This is a genomic window from Brachybacterium sp. SGAir0954, assembly GCF_005490785.1.
In the GTDB taxonomy this organism is placed as follows: domain Bacteria; phylum Actinomycetota; class Actinomycetes; order Actinomycetales; family Dermabacteraceae; genus Brachybacterium; species Brachybacterium rhamnosum.
In genome coordinates, this window is record NZ_CP027295.1 from 1248804 (window position 1) to 1266410 (window position 17607).

The 17607-nt window shown below is 74.0% G+C and carries 11 protein-coding genes; 6 read left to right on the plus strand and 5 right to left on the minus strand.

What is annotated here, in order from left to right; translation table 11 throughout:
* On the minus strand, window positions 1-2283 hold the full coding sequence (locus C1N80_RS05440) for an acyltransferase family protein (protein WP_205750708.1): 2283 nt from the start codon (window positions 2281-2283) through the stop codon (window positions 1-3).
* A gap of 197 nt (window positions 2284-2480) precedes the next feature.
* Complete coding sequence (locus C1N80_RS05445) at window positions 2481-3797, minus strand: UDP-glucose/GDP-mannose dehydrogenase family protein (RefSeq protein ID WP_137769852.1); 1317 nt, start codon at window positions 3795-3797, stop codon at window positions 2481-2483.
* Window positions 3798-3889: 92 nt separating this feature from the next.
* Between C1N80_RS05445 and C1N80_RS05450 the strand changes: the two genes are divergently transcribed.
* Window positions 3890-5752, plus strand: coding sequence for a hypothetical protein (locus tag C1N80_RS05450; RefSeq protein WP_137769853.1), 1863 nt, complete (start codon window positions 3890-3892; stop codon window positions 5750-5752).
* Between the two features lie 13 nt (window positions 5753-5765).
* Here C1N80_RS05450 and C1N80_RS05455 read toward each other — a convergent pair whose 3' ends face one another.
* Window positions 5766-7208 (minus strand): hypothetical protein, encoded by a 1443-nt coding sequence (locus C1N80_RS05455; RefSeq protein ID WP_137769854.1) that lies wholly within the window; start codon window positions 7206-7208, stop codon window positions 5766-5768.
* A 218-nt stretch (window positions 7209-7426) separates the two neighbouring features.
* Between C1N80_RS05455 and C1N80_RS05460 the strand changes: the two genes are divergently transcribed.
* The 5 genes from C1N80_RS05460 (at window position 7427) to C1N80_RS05480 (ending at window position 13773) form a co-directional block, all read left to right on the plus strand.
* A complete protein-coding gene (locus C1N80_RS05460) occupies window positions 7427-8557 on the plus strand; it encodes a glycosyltransferase family 2 protein (RefSeq protein ID WP_137769855.1) in 1131 nt (376 codons plus the stop codon).
* Window positions 8554-9669, plus strand: a complete 1116-nt coding sequence (locus C1N80_RS05465) for a glycosyltransferase (protein WP_137769856.1) — start codon at window positions 8554-8556, stop codon at window positions 9667-9669. Before C1N80_RS05460 ends, C1N80_RS05465 begins: the two co-directional genes overlap by 4 nt.
* Complete coding sequence (locus tag C1N80_RS05470) at window positions 9666-10655, plus strand: lysylphosphatidylglycerol synthase domain-containing protein (protein WP_137769857.1); 990 nt, start codon at window positions 9666-9668, stop codon at window positions 10653-10655. The genes C1N80_RS05465 and C1N80_RS05470 overlap by 4 nt, the downstream gene beginning before the upstream one ends.
* 188 nt (window positions 10656-10843) lie before the next feature.
* Window positions 10844-12169 carry a tRNA guanosine(34) transglycosylase Tgt gene (gene tgt / locus C1N80_RS05475; protein WP_370297228.1) on the plus strand — a complete coding sequence of 442 codons (1326 nt, stop codon included), beginning with the start codon at window positions 10844-10846 and terminating at the stop codon, window positions 12167-12169.
* Entirely contained in the window at window positions 12166-13773 is a 1608-nt protein-coding gene (locus C1N80_RS05480; protein ID WP_137769858.1) for a PQQ-binding-like beta-propeller repeat protein, read from the plus strand. Before tgt ends, C1N80_RS05480 begins: the two co-directional genes overlap by 4 nt.
* A gap of 69 nt (window positions 13774-13842) precedes the next feature.
* Here the strand turns inward: C1N80_RS05480 and C1N80_RS15415 are convergent, their stop codons facing one another.
* Together C1N80_RS15415 and C1N80_RS05490 are read right to left on the minus strand one after the other, a co-directional pair.
* Window positions 13843-14496 carry a hypothetical protein gene (locus C1N80_RS15415; protein ID WP_168198026.1) on the minus strand — a complete coding sequence of 218 codons (654 nt, stop codon included), beginning with the start codon at window positions 14494-14496 and terminating at the stop codon, window positions 13843-13845.
* Between the two features lie 105 nt (window positions 14497-14601).
* Entirely contained in the window at window positions 14602-17586 is a 2985-nt protein-coding gene (locus C1N80_RS05490) for a glycoside hydrolase family 2 TIM barrel-domain containing protein (RefSeq protein WP_137769859.1), read from the minus strand.
* Window positions 17587-17607 lie beyond the last annotated feature (21 nt).

Consider the following 17607-nt stretch of genomic DNA (forward strand, 5'->3'; position numbering starts at 1 on the left):
TCAGGAGCCTCCTTCCGCGCGCTCCCGGACGCTGAGCGGGCCGGTGGGCCCGTCGAGGACCGCGGTCGCCGCGGGGGCGAGGGCCAGCTGCGTGAAGCGCTTGGTGAGGTGGTCGTCGTCCATGTACACGTAGGTGTCGCCGAGCACGGGGGAGCAGCGGCCCTCGGGGCAGATCTGTGCGCTGAGGTCCAGGAGCGTGAGGCTGCCGCCGCCCTCGGCGGGGGTGAGGCCCGCGGCCGGGTTCTCCGGGGCGAGCTTCGCGGAGGCGTCCGCGCCGCAGGCGGCGTCGGCCTCCACCGGGGTGCCGTCGGCCCCGATCACCGCCTCCGCGCACGCGTACTCGTCCTCGGTCCAGCGCGGGGTGTCGCGAGCGCTGATGACGTCGATGCCGCGCGAGGTGAGCTCCTGCACCGCGGTCGCCATGCCCTCCGGCGTGGTCTCCTCGGCGGAGTCCGGCACGGTCCGCGTGGAGGTCGTGAGCACCACGTCGGGCTGCACGGCGTCGAGGTAGGAGAGCACGTAGTCGTCGTAGCCGGAGCAGTACCGGCTCTCCTCGGTGCCGGGCACGAAGTCGCAGCTGTCCATGTGGAGGTTCACGACCTGCAGGTCGTGCTCCTGGGCCCAGGGCAGGATCGCGGGGATGTACTGGCGGGCGTGGGAGCTGCCGACGACGACGAGCAGCCCGGCGTGAGCGGTGCCGTCGGGCAGCAGCTGCTGGCAGGGCACGTGCCGGAAGGTCGTCGAGGGGGCGAGGTCCCCGGCGCAGGACTCGGGCAGGTTCGGCCACTGCGAGCCGAGCTCCCAGCCCTGCGGCAGGATCTGGGCGGGCGCCTCGGTGAGCACCGCGTCGGTGGGCTCGGCGGGGGCGGCGGTCGCCGCGGGCTCCGCGGACGCCTCGTGCTGGAGCAGGCCCCACCAGGTGCCGGTCGTCCCGGCCACGAGCGCCACGCTGAGCCCCACGGCGGCGAGCGCGCGCCAGGGCCGGGCCTCGAGCCAGGCGGAGCGGCGGATCGGCGCATCCACGAGCTTGGTGAGGCCCCAGGCGAGGAGCACCGCGGCGGTGAGCAGGACGAGCCCGTCCAGCAGCCCGGCCCGCTGGTGGCCGCTCACGTGCAGCCACAGCACGAGCATCGGCCAGTGGACGAGGTAGAGCGCGTAGGAGATGTCGCCGACGAACGCCGCCGGCCTGGTCGAGAGCAGGCGGTCCGCGCCCCACCGCGTGCCCGAGTGTCCGGCGACCACGACCGCGCCCGCCGCGATCAGCGGCACCACGGCGATCCAGCCGGGGAACTGCGAGGACACGTCCAGGACGATGCCGACGGCGAGCAGCCCCGCGATGCCCGCCCATCCGGAGAGCGCCCGCAGCGACCGCAGCCGCGGGGCGGTCCCGTCCTCCGGCCGGGCCGCCCCGGTGAGGCGGTCGATCGCGGGCAGGGCGAGGGCGAGCAGGGAGCCGGCCGCGAACTCCCACAGCCGGGCCAGGGTGTCGAAGTAGGCGACCGGCTGCTGGATCGCCGTGGAGTGCACGGACCAGGCGAGGGAGGCCGCTCCGATCACGAGCATGAGGACTGTCAGGGGGCGTCGCACGCCGCGGCCGCGGCGTGCGAGCGGGAGCGCGAGGGCGAAGAGCAGGGGCCACAGCACGAACGCCTGTCCCTGCACGCTGAGGGACCAGAAGTGCTGCAGCGGCGAGGCGGCCCCGGCGTCCCGCGCCTGGTAGTCGACCTGCAGCTGCACGAGCACGAGGTTCTCGACGTAGGCGGCGGAGGCCACCGCCTGCTGCATGATCGAGGGCCAGGCGGAGGCCGGCAGCAGCAGGCCCGTCCCCAGCAGCACGAGCAGGATCGTCACCGCCGCGGGCGGCAGCAGCCGCTTGAAGGTGTGCAGCCAGTAGCGGGGCACGCCGAGCGGGCGGCCGCTCTCCAGGCGGCGCACGAAGGTGCCGGTGAGGAAGAAGGCGGAGAGGAACAGGAAGACGTCGACGCCGCCGGAGACGCGGCCGAGCCAGATGTGGTAGACCGCGACGAGCCCGAGGGCGACGGCGCGCAGGCCGTGCAGCTCGGCGCGGAACGCGGGCCGGGCGCGGGGCCGCTCGGGGAGACCCGCCGGCGCCGGGGCCGGGTCGTCCCCCGGAGCGGCTGCTCGGTCCGGCGTCTCCTCCCGCCCGGAGACCGACTCGCCCGTCGACCAGGCGTCCTGGGCCTCCTGCTCGACGTGCGCCTCGATCGGGCCCTGCAGCCAGTCCTCGAGCGCGGTGGCGCGCGGCGCGAGGGGCGGGCTCAGCCAGTCCCCGAGCCCCGAGCGGGGCGCCGTGCGGGGCTCGGGCTCCTGCTCACCCTGCGTCCAGTCCTCGAGCGCGTCACGCGGCGGGGCAGACCGATCGGGGCGCCCGCGCGGTGCGGGCGCCCTGTCGTCGTCGGGCGAGCGGATCGTCGGCTCTCTGGCGCGGGTCCGAGCTCAGGCGGGGCGGTGCCCGCCGCTCAGGGGCGGCCCAGGGACTGGTAGGTCCAGCCGGCGTCGCGCCACTGCTGCGGGTCCAGGACGTTGCGGCCGTCGATCATGTGCGCCGTGCCGACGACCTCCTTGAGGGCGACGGGGTCGAGCTCCTTGAACTGCGTCCACTCGGTGAGCAGGAGGACGAGGTCGGCGTCCTTCGCGGCGGCGAAGGCGTCCTCGGCGATCGCGAGGTTCGGTCGCTCGGCGTGGACGCGCTCGTTCGCGGCGGGGTCGGTGACGACGACGTCGGCCCCGCGGCCGGAGATCTTCGAGGCGATGTACAGCGCGGGGGACTGGCGGGTGTCGTCGGAGTCGGGCTTGAAGGCGGCGCCGAGCACGGCGACCCGCTTGCCGGTGAAGCTGCCGCCGAGGGCCTTGCGGGCCATGTTCACGACGTGGTCGCGGCGGCGGTTGTTGACGTGGTCGACCTCGCGGAGGAACCCGAGGGCCTCGGTGACGCCGAGCTCGCCGGCGCGGGCCATGAAGGCGCGGATGTCCTTGGGCAGGCAGCCGCCGCCGAAGCCGATGCCGGCGCGGAGGAACTTCGGGCCGATCCGGTCGTCCAGGCCGATCGCCTCGGCGATGACGGAGACGTCGGCGCCGGTGGCCTCGCAGACCTCGGCGACGGCGTTGATGAACGAGATCTTCGTGGCGAGGAAGGAGTTCGCGGAGACCTTCACGAGCTCGGCGGTCGCGTAGTTGCCGATCACCAGCGGGGTCTCGACCTCGAGCATCGGCGCGTACATCTCGTCGAGGACCTCACGGGCGCGGGCGGCCTCGGCGGGGTCCTCGGGCAGGCCGTAGACGATGCGGTCGGGGTGGAGGGTGTCCTTGACGGCGAAGCCCTCGCGGAGGAACTCGGGGTTCCAGGCGAGCGGGGCGTCCGAGCCGCCGGCGCGGAGGCGCTCGCGCAGGGAGGCCGCGGTGCCGACGGGCACGGTGGAGCGGCCGAGGACGACGGCCGTGTCCGAGAGGTGGGGGAGGAGGGAGTCGACCGCGGCGTGGACGTAGGTGAGGTCCGCGCCGGCGCCGTCGATCTGCTGGGGGGTGCCCACGCAGATGACGTGCGCGGTGTAGTCCGCGGCGTCGGAGTAGTCGGTGGAGAAGCGCAGGCGGCCGGAGGCGAGCGCCTCGGCGAGGACCTTCTCGAAGCCCGGCTCGTGGAAGGGGGCGATGCCCTCGTTCAGGCCGTCGATCTTCCTCTGGTCCACGTCCAGGCCGAGCACCTCGTGCCCGATCGAGGCCATCGAGGCGGCGTAGACCGCGCCCAGGTATCCACATCCCACCGTCGTGATTCGCATGTCCAGAATGGTAGTCGCAGGCGGCGCCCGTACGATGACACGGTCCCGCGACCCGACCGGGCTCGCTCCGTCTCCGCCCCCGGGAGTCCCCGATGACCGCCCTCGACGCACCGCCCTCCTGGACTCCGTGGAGGGACGGGGACCGTGCCGACGACGCCCGTGCCGCGCGCCTCCCGTGGACGGTCCTCGCCGGGATCGCCGTCCTCGTCTGCGCGGCGCTGAACTGCTACATCGCGCTCGGCGCGGTGACCCCGTCGTTCCCCTTCGACGAGGTGACCCTGCTCGAGTACGCGAGGTACTTCGCGCAGGGCGGCGGGCAGATCACCCCCGTCGAGGGAGCCGGCTACTTCCCGGCGTGGTCGCTGATGATCGCGCCGCTGTGGTGGGTCACCTCCAGCCCGGCCGTGTTCTATGCCGCGGTGATCTGGGTCGGGGTGGGCGTGGCGATCCTCACGATCTGGCCGCTCGCCCTCATCGTGCGGCGCTTCGGCCTGACCCCCGCGCAGGCGGTGGTGGTCGGCGCGATCGTCATGAGCATTCCCTCACGCGCCGTCCAGTCGGACTACACGATGAGCGAGAAGCCCCTCTTCCTCGTCATCGCCCTGCTCGTGCTCGCCGCCATCCGGCTGTGGGAGAGGCCGACGATGCCGCGGGCGGCGGTGTTCTCACTGCTTGCCGTGCTGACCGGGTTCATGCACTCCCGCGCCACCGTGCTGCTCATCGCCTGCCTCATCTGGCTGGCCCTGTTCGCGCTGCGCAGCTGGAAGGCCTCGCTGGTGGGCCTCGCGGTCGCCGCCCCGCTGGGATGGCTCAGCTATCGCTACGCCATGCAGCTGAACGTCGACCTCCTGCAGGGCAGCTTCAAGCAGGGGCTGAACCTCACCGAGAACCTCTCCACCGCGCGCCCGTCCATCATCCTGCGGGTCGTCCTCGGACAGAGCTGGAACCAGACCGTGGCCACGCTCGGGGTGTTCCTCGTCGGGGTGGTCGTCGTGCTGTGGATCATCTGGACCGAGCTGCGGCGGCACCGCGCCGTCGGCCCGGCGAGCCTGGTGGGGGCCATGTTCCTCGGGATCTTCCTGGTCTCGATCGCCTCCTGGGCGAACGAGGAGTCCCTGTACCTCGCCGACTGGCGACGCCTGGACGCCTGGATCTACGGACGCTACATGGAGCCCGTCACCGCCCTGATCGTCGCGGCGGGGCTCGTCGCGCTGGTGCGAGGACTGCGCACCTCCGTCCTCGTCGTCGCCGGCCTCGCCGCGCTCGCGGTCATCGTCCCCACCGTGCTGTGGGTCGCTCCCGACGCCCCCACCTGGGGCTACATCACGCCGGCGCACATCGGCGGGGTCATGCCCTGGGCCTCCCTGCTGCCTCACGCGGACGCGGCCACCTGGACCTGGGGACTCGTCCCCACCCTGACCAACGCCAACCGGTTCTGGGCCGTCGCGTCCGTGACCACTGTGGTCGCCATGCTCGTGCTGCTCGCGACGACCCTGGGGAAGGGGCGCCGGGTGCCCGCGATCGCCCTGGCCGGTGCGCTCCTCGCGGCGGCCGGGGTGGGCACCGTCGCCGCGGACCCCGCGACCGACAGCTTCCAGGAGCGCGAGGGCGGGGTGCCGGCGATCGCCGTCGAGGTGCAGCAGATCGAGAGCACCTACGGCCCGCAGGAGGTCGACTACGACCGCACCTGCAAGCCGGCGGGGGTCAACAACGCGGTCGTCCAGAACTACGTGGCCTACTGGATCACGCCGACCACCATGGACACGGTCTTCGACCCCGCCGACTACGACGCCGACGTGGTCCTGTCCTGCGAGGACTGGCCCGAGGCCGCCTCGCTCGGGGCGGTCGCCGCCCGCGGTGAGATCACCGATGGCTACCGGGTGTGGATCATGCCCGGGCCGCTGCAGGACGAGATGCGGGCCGCTGGGGCGCTGGAGGAGCCCTCCGCCGGCTGAGCGGGTGAGCGCGTCAGGCGCGGTGCGCTCTGCCCCGCTCACGCTGCGAGGCGACGACGACCAGCACCGTGGTCGCCGTCGCCGCGAGCACGGCCACCACGAGCAGCGGCAGGGCGAGGTCGGGCCGCAGCGCCGCCTGGTCCGGGGCCGAGATGCGCGGACGGTCCAGCAGATAGCCGACGACCTGCCACCAGGCCAGGACGGACCACGCCGTCAGCAGCACCGGCACAGCTCGGCGCAGCCCCCCGAGTCCCCAGGCGAGCAGCAGGCAGGTCGCCGCCAGGACCGGCAGCGAATAGCGCGGGAAGAGGTTTCCCGCCTCCTTCGAGACGTACACGAACTGCATGAGCAGCAGCACCGCGGTGACCACGGCGAGCATCAGGACCCCCGGCAGGACGAACGGCCGCGGGACGGTCTGCGCCGCCTCGCCCCCGACGACGGCGGTGCGACGGTCCCGCCGCGCGGCGACCAGGGCGAGCACCGCGCCGAACACGACCGGTGCGACCAGCAGGCCCCAGAGCGTGATCCCGCCCGGGGTGTTCCCCGGGGAGAAGACACCCAGCAGCTTCGCCCAGTACGTCGGGTCCGTGACCACCTCGGGCACCGACGGCGGATCGGTGCGGTCGGTGTGCGCCATCGCCCAGTCGGGGTGCCCGCCCGAGACCGACCCGGTCAGGCGCAGGTTGCGCAGGTAGAACCAGCCCGACGCCCCGATCATCGCGAGACCGATCACCGTGGGTCGCAGCAGCCAGCGCAGCCGCGACAGCGGCCCGGGCGCCGCCAGTCCGCGCAGCACGAGCGCGGCGAAGACCACGAGGACCAGCGGCATCAGAGCCAGCCGGGTGAGGGAGGCGCACACCGCGGCGATCCCGAGCACCCACCAGATCCTGCCGCGACCCGGCGCGGCGGGATCGCGCGGCACGGTGATCAGCCGCAGAGCCGCCCCCAGCACCACCGTGAGCTCGAGGGCGGCGATGTCGTCGTTGTAGATCGCGCTGCCCACGCCCATCACCCAGGGGGAGGCGCCCGCGGCGAGTCCGGCGATCCACGGGATCCAGCGCCGCCCGCCCGAGAGCGGCCGCACGGCCCACATGACCGCCGCGCAGAGGGCCGCGGCGAGCACCGTGTTGAGCACGCGCCCCGCCATGCCCGCGATGTACGGGTGCCCGGCGTCGTAGAGGGGCCCCACCACGGGGGCGAGCAGCAGGTAGAACAGAGGCGGGTGCTGCGAGGTCCACTGCACGGGCGGGCGCGTGCCCCAGGGCAGCTGCACCTGCAGGCCCTCTTCGAAGACCGGCAGGTCCCCGTGCCACACCTGCACCGCGTAGTCGAAGTGCGCCATCTCGTCCCCCGAGGAGAACAGCGGGGTGAGGAAGCTGCGGGCGGTGGTCGCGGCGAGCACCATGACCAGGATTCCCGCGGTCACGGCGGCGTCGGCGGACAGGAAACGGCGCACGGGGTGGCTCCTTGGGCGGTACGGGGCGGGACCGGCTCAGCGTAGCGAGCCCGGCGACCCCACTCGGTGGTGGCCGGGGTCACGACATGCGGGTGACGACCGCTACGGCGACCCCCTGGGGTGACCTGGATACACTGACCCGGTTCCGCGCAGTGCCGGGGGCCGTCGGCGGAAGCGTCCGCGGGACCCGGTCACGTCCACGACAAGGTGATGTCCCCATGAAGGTCTTCGTCCAGATCCCGTGCCTGAACGAGGAGCAGACGCTCCCGCTCGTCCTCGACACGATCCCCAAGGAGCTGCCCGGCGTCGACTCCGTCGAGGTGCTCATCATCGACGACGGCTCCACGGACCGGACGATCGAGGTCGCGAAGGCGCACGGTGTGAAGCACTTCGTCGTCCACGCCCGCAACATGGGGCTGGCGCGCTCCTTCCGCGACGGTGTGGACTACGCCCTCGCCCACGGCGCGGACATCGTCGTGAACACCGACGGCGACAACCAGTACAAGCAGGAGCGCATCGCGGATCTCGTCGCGCCCGTCGTCTCCGGCGAGGCGGACATCGCCATCGCGGACCGCCAGACCAAGAAGATCGCGCACTTCTCGCCGTTCAAGAAGGTCATGCAGCAGGTCGGCTCGCAGGTCGTGAACATCGCCGCGGAGACCGAGCTGCCGGACGCCGCCTCCGGCTTCCGCGCCTACTCCAAGGCGTCCCTGCTCCGCCTCAACGTCATCACGCAGTTCTCCTACTGCATGGAGACGATCATCCAGGCCGGCAACAAGCGGCTGCGGATCGCCTCGGTCGCGATCGACACGAACCCCAAGACCCGTGAGTCGCGGCTGTTCAACAACATCTTCCAGCACATGGCGAAGTCCGGCTCCGCCATCGTGCGGGCCTACCTCATGTTCAAGCCGCACCACGTGCTCGGCTGGATCGCTGCGGTCACCGGGGTCATCGGCCTCATCCCGTTCGTGCGCTTCCTGGTCTACGCGATCATGGGCGAGGGTGACGGCCACATCCAGTCGCTGATCTTCGGCCTGATGCTGCTCACCTGCGCGTTCATGACGCTCGTGCTCATGATCATCGCGGATCTCCAGCGCACGAACCGCGTGCTCGTCGAGGAGGCCCTCGAACGGATCAAGCTCGTGCAGTACGGGACGCCGAACAACCCGCTCGTCGGCTCCGGCGAGACCGTGCCCACCTCCACCGGGCCCGTCGCCACCGGATGGGTGGACGGGGAGCGCGTGCTCGACCCGGCGCAGCACACCGGACCCGTCACCGACGACGCGGTCGTGGACCAGTGGGCGACGGCCGTGGGCCGAGAGTCCACGGCTCCCCGCCGCGACGCATGAGCCGCCTGCTCGGGTTCGGCACCTACGACCGTGACCAGCACCCCCGCGTCGGGGTGCTACTGGACGGTCTGGCCGCGAGCGGCTGGGAGGTCACGGAGCTGAACCGCCCGCTCGGGCTGAGCACCGCGGAGCGGGTCGAGCTGCTGCGCAAGCCCTGGCTGCTCGGGAAGCTCGCGCTGCGACTGGGCTCCCGCTGGGCGGGCCTCGCGGCCGGCAGCCTGCGCCTGCGCGGCCGCCGGGCGCCCGACGCGATCGTCGTGGGCTACCTGGGCCACTTCGACGTGCTGCTCGCGCGGGTCCTGTTCCCGCGCACCACGATCGTGCTGGACCACCTCATCTTCGCGGCGGGCACCGCCCAGGACCGCGGCGAGAGCGGCGGCCTCAAGCTCGCCGTGCTGCGGGTCCTGGACCGCCTCGCGACCTCCGCCGCCGACCTCGTCGTCGTGGACACCCCCGAGCACGGCGCCCGGCTCGCCCCCGCCGTCGCGGACCGCGGCGTCGTGGTGCCCGTCGGCGCCCCCGAGGACTGGTTCGCCGCGGCGGAGGCTCCGCAGGCCCGCGGCGGCGAGGAGCTCTCCGTCGTCTTCTACGGCCTGTTCACGCCGCTCCAGGGCACGCCCACGATCGCCCGCGCCCTGCGCCTGCTCCACGAGGAGGGGGCGCCGGTGCGCGCGACGCTGATCGGCGGCGGCCAGGACCTCGAGGAGTGCGAGGAGATCCTCGCCGGCGTCGACTCGGTGACCTGGACCTCCTGGGTGCCCGCGGCGGAGCTCCCGGCCGTGGTCGCCGGCCACGACGTGTGCCTCGGCATCGTCGGCACCTCCGCGAAGGGGCAGGACGTGGTCCCCAACAAGGTCTACCAGGGCATCGCCGCCGGGTGCGCCGTGGTCACCTCGGACACCGCGCCCCAGCGCCGGGTGCTCGGCGACGCCGCCGTGCTCGTCCCCGCGGGGGACGAGGGCGCGCTCGCCGCGGCCCTGCGCCGCCTCGCGGGGGATCCCGCGGCCCTCGCGGCCGCGCACCGCGCCGCCGCCGCGGCCCGGGACGCCTTCCATCCCGCGGCCGTCGTCGCCCCGCTCCGGGACCGGCTCGCGGCGGAGGCCGCCCGATGAGCCGCGTGCTCGAGGTGCTGCGCTCCCGCGCCGTGAAGGCCGGGTTCCTCGTCGTCGCGCTCGCGCTCGCCGTCTGGGCGGTCGTCTCGCAGTGGGACGAGGTCTCCGCGGCGCTCGTCTCGATGGACCCGCTGCTGCTCGTCGCGGCGCTCGCCCTGGGACTCGTCTACGTGGTCCTGACGATGCTGTCCTGGCGGGCGGTGCTCGCCGACCACGGCACGCCGCTGCCCATGAGCTCCGCGGCGCCCGTCTTCCTCGTCTCGCAGCTGGGCAAGTACGTGCCCGGCGGCGTGTGGAACATCGTCGCCGCGGCGGAGATGGGTGCGGACCACAGGATCCCTCGCCGCCGCAGCGTCTCCGCAATGCTCGTGACGCTGCTGATCTCGATGGTCACGGGTCTCATGCTCGCCGCGATCTCGATGCCTTTCTCCCCGCCCGCCCTCGCGGACCGCTTCGGCTGGGTGCTGGTGCTGCTGCCGCTGTTCGTCATCGTGCTGCTGCCGCCCGTGCTGGGCCGGATCGTCGCGCTCGCGCTGCGCGTGACCAAGGGGGAGCCGCTCGAGCGGCCCCTGCGCTGGCGCGGCATCGGCGCGGCCGTGGGCTGGCAGCTGCTCGCCTGGATCGTCGCGGGTCTGCAGGTGTGGGTGCTCGCGGTCGGCGTGGGCATGGAGGCGGACGCCCGCTCGGTGCTCCTGTGCATCGGCGGCTACGGCTTCGCGTGGGTCGTGGGCTTCCTCGTCGTCGTGGTGCCCGCGGGCGCCGGGGTGCGCGAGTCGATCCTCGCGATCATGCTCGGTGCGAGCCTGTCCACGGGCGGGGTGCTGGCGGTCGTGCTGCTCTCTCGCGTGGTGCTCACCCTCGCGGATCTGCTCCTGGGCGGCCTGGGTCTGCTGCTGTCGCGCCGGGCGCGGGCCGCCCGTGCGGCGGCGGTGGGGACGTCGGATTCGACGGGTCAGACGGGGCCGACGGGCGCGGACGCCCGCTGAGCCGGTCCGCGGCGGCGCCCGCCGCGAGCGCCCCCGCGGCGAGGAGCCAGCAGGCGGCGAGCACCGGCACTGCGGTGAGGGGCGACGTCGTCCCGGGGGTGGCCGCGGTGAGGGGAACGCGCCGCCGGCCCCCACCGCACGCTCCCCGGGCATGATCCCACGAGCCCGTGTCGTGGGACCATGTCCCGGTGACCCCTGCAGACGCCACCGCCCCCGCGGCCCCGACGGGCGCCGCCTCCGCCGTCCCTCCGCCCTCGGCGCATCCCGGGCGCGCGAGCACCGGCTTCGCCATCACGGCGCAGGACGGCGAGAAGGCCCGCGCGGGGGTCATCTCCACGCCGCACGGGGAGATCGCGACGCCGGCGTTCATCCCCGTCGGCACGAAGGCGACGGTGAAGGCCGTGCTGCCGGAGTCGATGACGGAGCTGGGCGCGCAGGCGCTGCTCGCCAACGCCTATCACCTGTACCTCCAGCCGGGGCATGATCTCGTGGACGAGGCGGGCGGGCTCGGCGCCTTCATGAACTGGCCCGGTCCCACGTACACCGACTCGGGCGGCTTCCAGGTGATGAGCCTCGGCGCCGGCTTCAAGAAGGTGCTCTCGAGCGAGTTCTCCGGCGGGGAGAAGGCCCGCACGGCCTCCGGTGAGGACGATGCCGTGGCGGAGGGCAAGGAGCGTCTCGCGCACGTCGACGACGACGGCGTCACCTTCCGCTCCTTCATCAACGGCGACGTCCACCGGTTCACGCCGGAGATCTCCATGCAGATCCAGCACGGCCTCGGGGCGGACGTCATGTTCGCCTTCGACGAGCTGACCACGCTCATGAACTCCCGCGGCTACCAGGAGAGCGCCCTCGAGCGCACTCGGCTCTGGGCGATCCGCTGCCTCGCCGAGCACGCCCGGCTGAGCGCGGACCGCACCCATCGGCCCTACCAGCAGCTGTGGGGCGTCATCCAGGGTGCCCAGTACGAGGACCTGCGCCGGAAGGCGGCGCGCGACCTCGGCGCGATGGACGTCGAGGGCTGGGGCTTCGACGGCTTCGGGATCGGCGGGGCGCTCGAGAAGGAGAACCTGGGCACGATCGTGGGCTGGGTGACCGACGAGCTCCCGGAGGCGAAGCCCCGGCACCTGCTCGGCATCAGCGAGGTCGACGACCTCTTCACCGCGGTCGCGGCGGGGGCGGACACCTTCGACTGCGTCTCCCCGTCCCGCGTGGCGCGCAACAGTGCGGTGTACACGCGCACGGGCCGCGTGAACCTCACCGGTTCCCGCTACCGCCGGCAGTTCGCGCCGATCGACGAGACCTGCGACTGCTACACCTGCACGCACTACACGGCGGCGTACGTGCACCACCTGTTCCGGGCCAAGGAGATGCTCTCCTCGACCCTCTGCACGATCCACAACGAGCGCTTCGTGGTGCGGCTCGTGGACCGGATCCGCGCGGCGATCACCGCCGGCGAGCTGGACGCCCTGCGGGAGGAGACCACCGGCGCCTACTACGGCACCCCGCGGTGACCGAGGCCGACGTCCCGGACCCCGAACGCTCCTGGGCATCCCCGGAGGACAGCTCGTCGCGGCCGGACCCGGTCGCCTGGACGGGCGCGGCGGTCGTGCTCGGGGCGCTCGCCGGGGTGTGCGCCCTGCTCGGCGATCATCTGCTGCTGGGTGTGCTGCGCATCGCCGCGGGCGTCCTCGTGGGGCTCGCGGCCGGGGCCGGCCTGGTGGCGCTGCTGCGGGTCCGGGGTGCACTGCTCCTGGCCGCCGCGGCGATGCTGGCGCTCGCGGTCGCGACGGCGCTGACGGCGCCGGCGCTCATCGCCGCCCGCGCCCCGTCGCTGGACTCGGCCGCCCTCGCCCGGGTCGCCCCGCTCGGCGACGGCGACACGGTCGTCGACCTCGGCACGGCGGGCGCTCCCGTGCTCGTGCGCCGCGCCGCCGGGGGAGGGCAGCTGCTGAGCGGCACCCGTGTCCAGGCGGTGGGGTCCGGGGCCGACGAGGCGCTCGCCCTCTCGACGGACGGGACCCGTCTGCTGCGGACGGGCGAGGCGGGCACCACCGTGCTCGACGCCGGCGGAGGCGGGGAGCCCGTCGCCCTCGCGACGCTCCCGGGGCCGGTGCTCGCCCTGGCCGGGGACGTGGCCGTGGCGCGCGTGTGCGAGGCGGGGGCGTGCCTGCTCACCGGGTACGACCTGGCGGACGCACCGTCGGCGGGTGCCGCGCCGGAGCCGCTCTGGCAGGTCCTCGACGGGGACGCCTCGACGACGCCGCGCGGGCCGGACCCGGGCTCGGGCGGCCCCGCCGCCCCGGCGATCGCGGTCGGCGCGGCGCCGGCGGGCCTGCTCGACGCGATCACGGACACCGGTGTGGTGCCCGCAGTCCCGCTGCGCTTCGACCCGGCCCAGGGGTGGGTGCAGCTGGACCCGACGACCGGCTTCCCGATGGGCCGGGTGCTCGCCGGGCCCGAGGCCCTGTGTCGTGTCGCCGCGACCGATCCGGCCCCCGGCGACACGGAGCCCGTCGTGCTCACCGTGTGCGCGGGGGAGGACGGCGCGCTCACCGCGACCGCGACCCGGGACGGCGAGGAGCTCTGGACCACGGACCCGTCGCCGGCGGGGGAGTGGACGGTGCGGATGGAGGACGGCCGGGTCCTCGCGAGCGGGACCGAGGCGGGCTCCGGCGCGATCGGCGAGATCGTCGCCTCGGAGGCGGGCACGGCGTGGTCCCGCCCCGGCGGGGCCGGGGTGGAGCAGGCGAGCGCGTTCACGAGCCGGGTGGGCATCGACGGCTCCCGCATGGTCGTCACGAACGATCAGGGCCAGCTGCTCGCCTACGACACCGCGACGGGGGAGAACACGTGGAGCGCGCCGCTCGCCTCCCCGCTCGAGGACCTGCGCGGCGACCTCGCGGCGGGCACCGTCGCGGTGGTGACGCCGGCGCCGCGGGAGCGGTCGCTGGACCCGCGCTCAGGCGTGCGGGTGCGCACGATCGACGCGGCGAGCGGACGGCTGCGGCTCGACCTCGTGGCGCGTGACGGCGACGAGGTCGAGAGCGTGCACGCGCTGGGTGACGGTCGGGCGCTCGTGACGACCGGGGATGCCGCCTACCTCCTCGGCCCGTGAGCGCGGGCCCCGCGGGTGCGGGCAGCGTGAGTGCGGGCTCGTCCGCCGCGGGCCGCGGGATGCCGGGTCTCAGGCGCGCTGGGCGACCCAGCGGCGGATCATGAGCGCGCCGACGAGGAGCGCGCCGCAGATCACGAGCCAGCGGATCGCCTCGAGGACCGCCGAGATGATCGCGACGGCGGTGTACGCGTCGTATCCGGCGTTCGCGACGATCACCTGCGTGATGATGCGGAGGATCCAGGAGGCGACCACACCCAGCAGGAGCGCCGCGACGATGACGATCGCGCCGGTGCGGCCGCGGCCGGCGCCCTGGACGATCGTCATGATCGCGAGGACGAGCAGCGCGATCGAGAGGATGCCGTTCACCGCGAGGGCGAGGAGCGCGAGGATCCCGCCGATCCCGGCGGTGACGAGGGCGGCGTCGGAGTCCCCCGAGGAGGCGCCGATCGCACCGGCGGCGAATCCGGTGGAGAAGCCGATGATGTCGACCAGGGCGCGCACGGCGATCACGGCGATCGTGAGGATCAGAATCCACGTCGCGTACGCGGCGACCTTCTCCTGCGGGCTGCGCGTCACCGGGGCCCACTGGCCCTGGGGCGCCTGGCCCTGCGGGGCCCACTGCCCCTGCGGGGCCCACTGCCCCTGCGGTGCCTGCCCCTGCGGTGCCGGCTCCTGGCCCTGCGATCCGTACCCCTGGCCCTGCGAGCCGTACCCCTGCGTCATGGTGCTCCTCCGTGTCCCCGGGACACGAGCGCGCCCCCGCGTCCAGCCTATCGGCCGGTCACGGGGGCGCTGCACCCCTGTGGACGGGGCGCATGCCTGCTCGGGTCAGGCTCCCGGGGTGAGGCGGAAGCCGAAGCTCCGCTCGGAGGCGTCGAGCACGTACTCCTGGAGCGGCGCGGGGCCGCAGGCCGCGGAGCCCACGCCCTGCAGCGCCGCAGAGAGCGTCACCCAGGTGCGGCCGTCGGCCTCGAGCGCGCCGTCGTGGTCCTTGCGGTCGAGCTCCGCGGTGGACCAGGGCCGCACGGCGAGGCCCAGGCCCTCCGGCGCATGCAGCGCGAGGGAGCCGGCCTCGCCGCGAAGGTCCGCGGCGACGACGCGGGCCCGGTTGCCGTTCTCCTGCGGGGACACGTACCGCACCTGCAGGTCCTCGAGGGTCGAGGTCCACAGCCCCACGGTTGCGCCGCCGCCGGTGTCCGGGTAGGACTCGTGCGGGCCGGCGCCGTCGTAGGCGACCTCGTCGAGGCCGCCCGGCAGGGCGAGGGTCCAACCCACGCGCGGCAGCGGGAGGTCCGCGGGCCAGTGCGCGGCCGGGGTGACGGTCACGGCCGCCTCGACGGCGGTGGCGTCGCCGCGCCAGGTGGTCGTGACGTCCGCGCCGAGCGAGCTGCCGTCCAGACCCAGTCGGGTGCGGACCACGAGCGCGTCGCCCTCCGCCGTGAGCGAGACGAGGCGGCGGCGGGGCACGTCCAGCCCGATCCGCTTCCAGCGGGCCTCGAGCGGGTAGTGCGTGCGGGCGCGCTCGTTGTCCACGGGGGCGCGGTAGAGGTCGACGTCGCTGTGCTCGACCTCGAGGTCGCCCAGGGTGACCAGGCGGCCGAGGTCGTCGAAGCGGGCCGGGCCGAGGGTCCAGGAGCCGTCCTCCGCCCGGACCGGCGCGGCGGCCGCGCCGAGGGCGGGCACCGCGGCCGCGCGGGCCGCGTCGTCCACGTGGTCCGCCGCGACGATGAGGTGGTCGGCGGGGACCGGCCCCTCGGCCTCGCGGGTCAGCAGGCGCACCACGGTGACGCCGGCCTCCGCGGCGGGGAGCGCGAGCGTGCCGCTCTCGCCGGGGGCGAGCGCGGGCAGCTCGAGCTCCTGCCACGTCAGCTGGCCGTCCACGGAGACCTCGGCCCGCAGGTGGGTGAGGTCGCGGAAGGCGTGGCGGTTGGTGAGCGTCGCCGAGCCGGCGCCCACCTCGAGCTTCACGGGGGAGTAGTGGTGCTTCGCGTCGAGCAGCGCGGGGGAGGGCGTGCGGTCCGGCAGCACGAGGCCGTCGGCCACGAAGTTGCCGTCGTGCAGGCGCTCGCCGAAGTCGCCGCCGTAGCCCCAGATGCGGTTCCCGGCGGCGTCGGTCGTGACGAGGCCGTGGTCGATCCACTCCCAGATGAAGCCGCCCTGCAGCGAGTCGAACTCGTCGGTCAGCGCCATGTACTCCTTGAGGGAGCCGGCGCCGTTGCCCATCGCGTGCGCGAACTCGATCCACAGGAAGGGCTTGGTGAGGGCGGGGGCGTCGTCGAAGCCGTCGTCAGACGGGTCGAGCCCCAGGGCGCGCAGCATGCCCACGAGGCGCTCGCGGAACTCCGGGCTGAGGGACTTCTCGCCGATCTCGCGGCTCTCCTGCACCGAGGGGTACATGAGGGAGAAGAGGTCCGCGTCGTCGGTGCGGTAGTCCTGCTCGTAGAGCACGGGGCGGGTCGCGTCGGCGTCCCGCACCGCCTGGATCATCGCGGTGGTGACGGAGCCGGTCGCGGCCTCGTTGCCGATGGACCACAGGACGATCGAGGCGTGGTTGCGGTCGCGGCGCACGAAGCGGTCGCTGCGCTCGACGAGGGTCTCGAGGAAGCGGGGGTCGTCCGCGGGTCGACGGGCCGCGCCGGTGGGGTCCTCGCCCCAGGTGGAGTCGGCGTGGAAGCCGTGGGCCTCGAAGTCGCCCTCGCAGATCACGTACAGGCCCTGCTCGTCGCACACCTCGAGGAAGCGCTGGTGGGGCGGGTAGTGGGAGGTGCGCACGGCGTTGAGGTTGTGCCGCTTCATGAGCGCCACGTCGAGGTCCTGGTTCCCCGGGTGCTGGGTGCGGCCCACGTGCTGGTCGACCTCGTGGCGGTTCACACCGCGGAAGACGACGCGCTCGCCGTTGACGCGCAGCACGTCGCCGTCCACGACGACGCGGCGGAAGCCGAGCTTCAGGCGCACGGTCTCCGCGCCGGAGTCGGCGGTGACGGTCGCCTCGTACAGGGAGGGGATCTCCGCGCTCCAGGGGGCCACGGGGCCGACGGGAACGGGGGTGCCGTCCGCCGGGACCTCGAGGTCGAGGCCGGGGATCCGCACGGTCGCGGGCACGGGCGCGCCGTCGGCGTCGGTCGCGAGCGCCGTGAGGGTGCCCTCGCCGGTCGCGGGGTCGTAGTCGGCGTGGGTGACGAGGTCGTGGATGCCGCCCGCGGGGCGCAGCAGCAGGTCCACGCTGCGGAAGATCCCGGACATCCACCACATGTCCTGGTCCTCGACGTAGGTGTTCACGGACCACTGGACGACCTGCACGTCGAGCCGGTGCTCCGCGGCGCCGTCCTCGCCGGCACCGGCGAGCGCGTCGGTGACGTCGAACTCCTGGGTGAGGCGGCTGCCGGAGGTCACGCCCACCTCGGTGCCGCCGATCAGCACGCGTGCGGCGGAGTCGACGCCCTGGAACCGCAGCAGCACGCGGCCGCCCGCGGCGAGGGCATCGGCCCAGTCGGCGGGAACGGCGACCTGGCGGGAGTAGTGCCCGGTGGGGTTCTCGTCCGGGACGTGGGGGACGTCCACGGGGATCGGGTAGACGACGTTCGTGTACTGCGGGGCGCCGTAGCCCTGCAGCTGCCACAGGCCGGGGACGGTGATCGGGGCGGGCTCGCCGAGGTCGGAGCCGTCGGCCCGGGTGCCGTAGCGGAAGTCCCAGGTGCCGTCGAGGCTCAGCTCGGGGGCGTCGGTGTGCAGGTGGGCGCGGCCGCGCAGGCGGTTCCGGCCGGCGGGGAGCTCCTCCCACCACGGGGCGGTCTGCGGAGTGGGGGTGGTCATCGTGCGGCTCCTCGTCGAGTG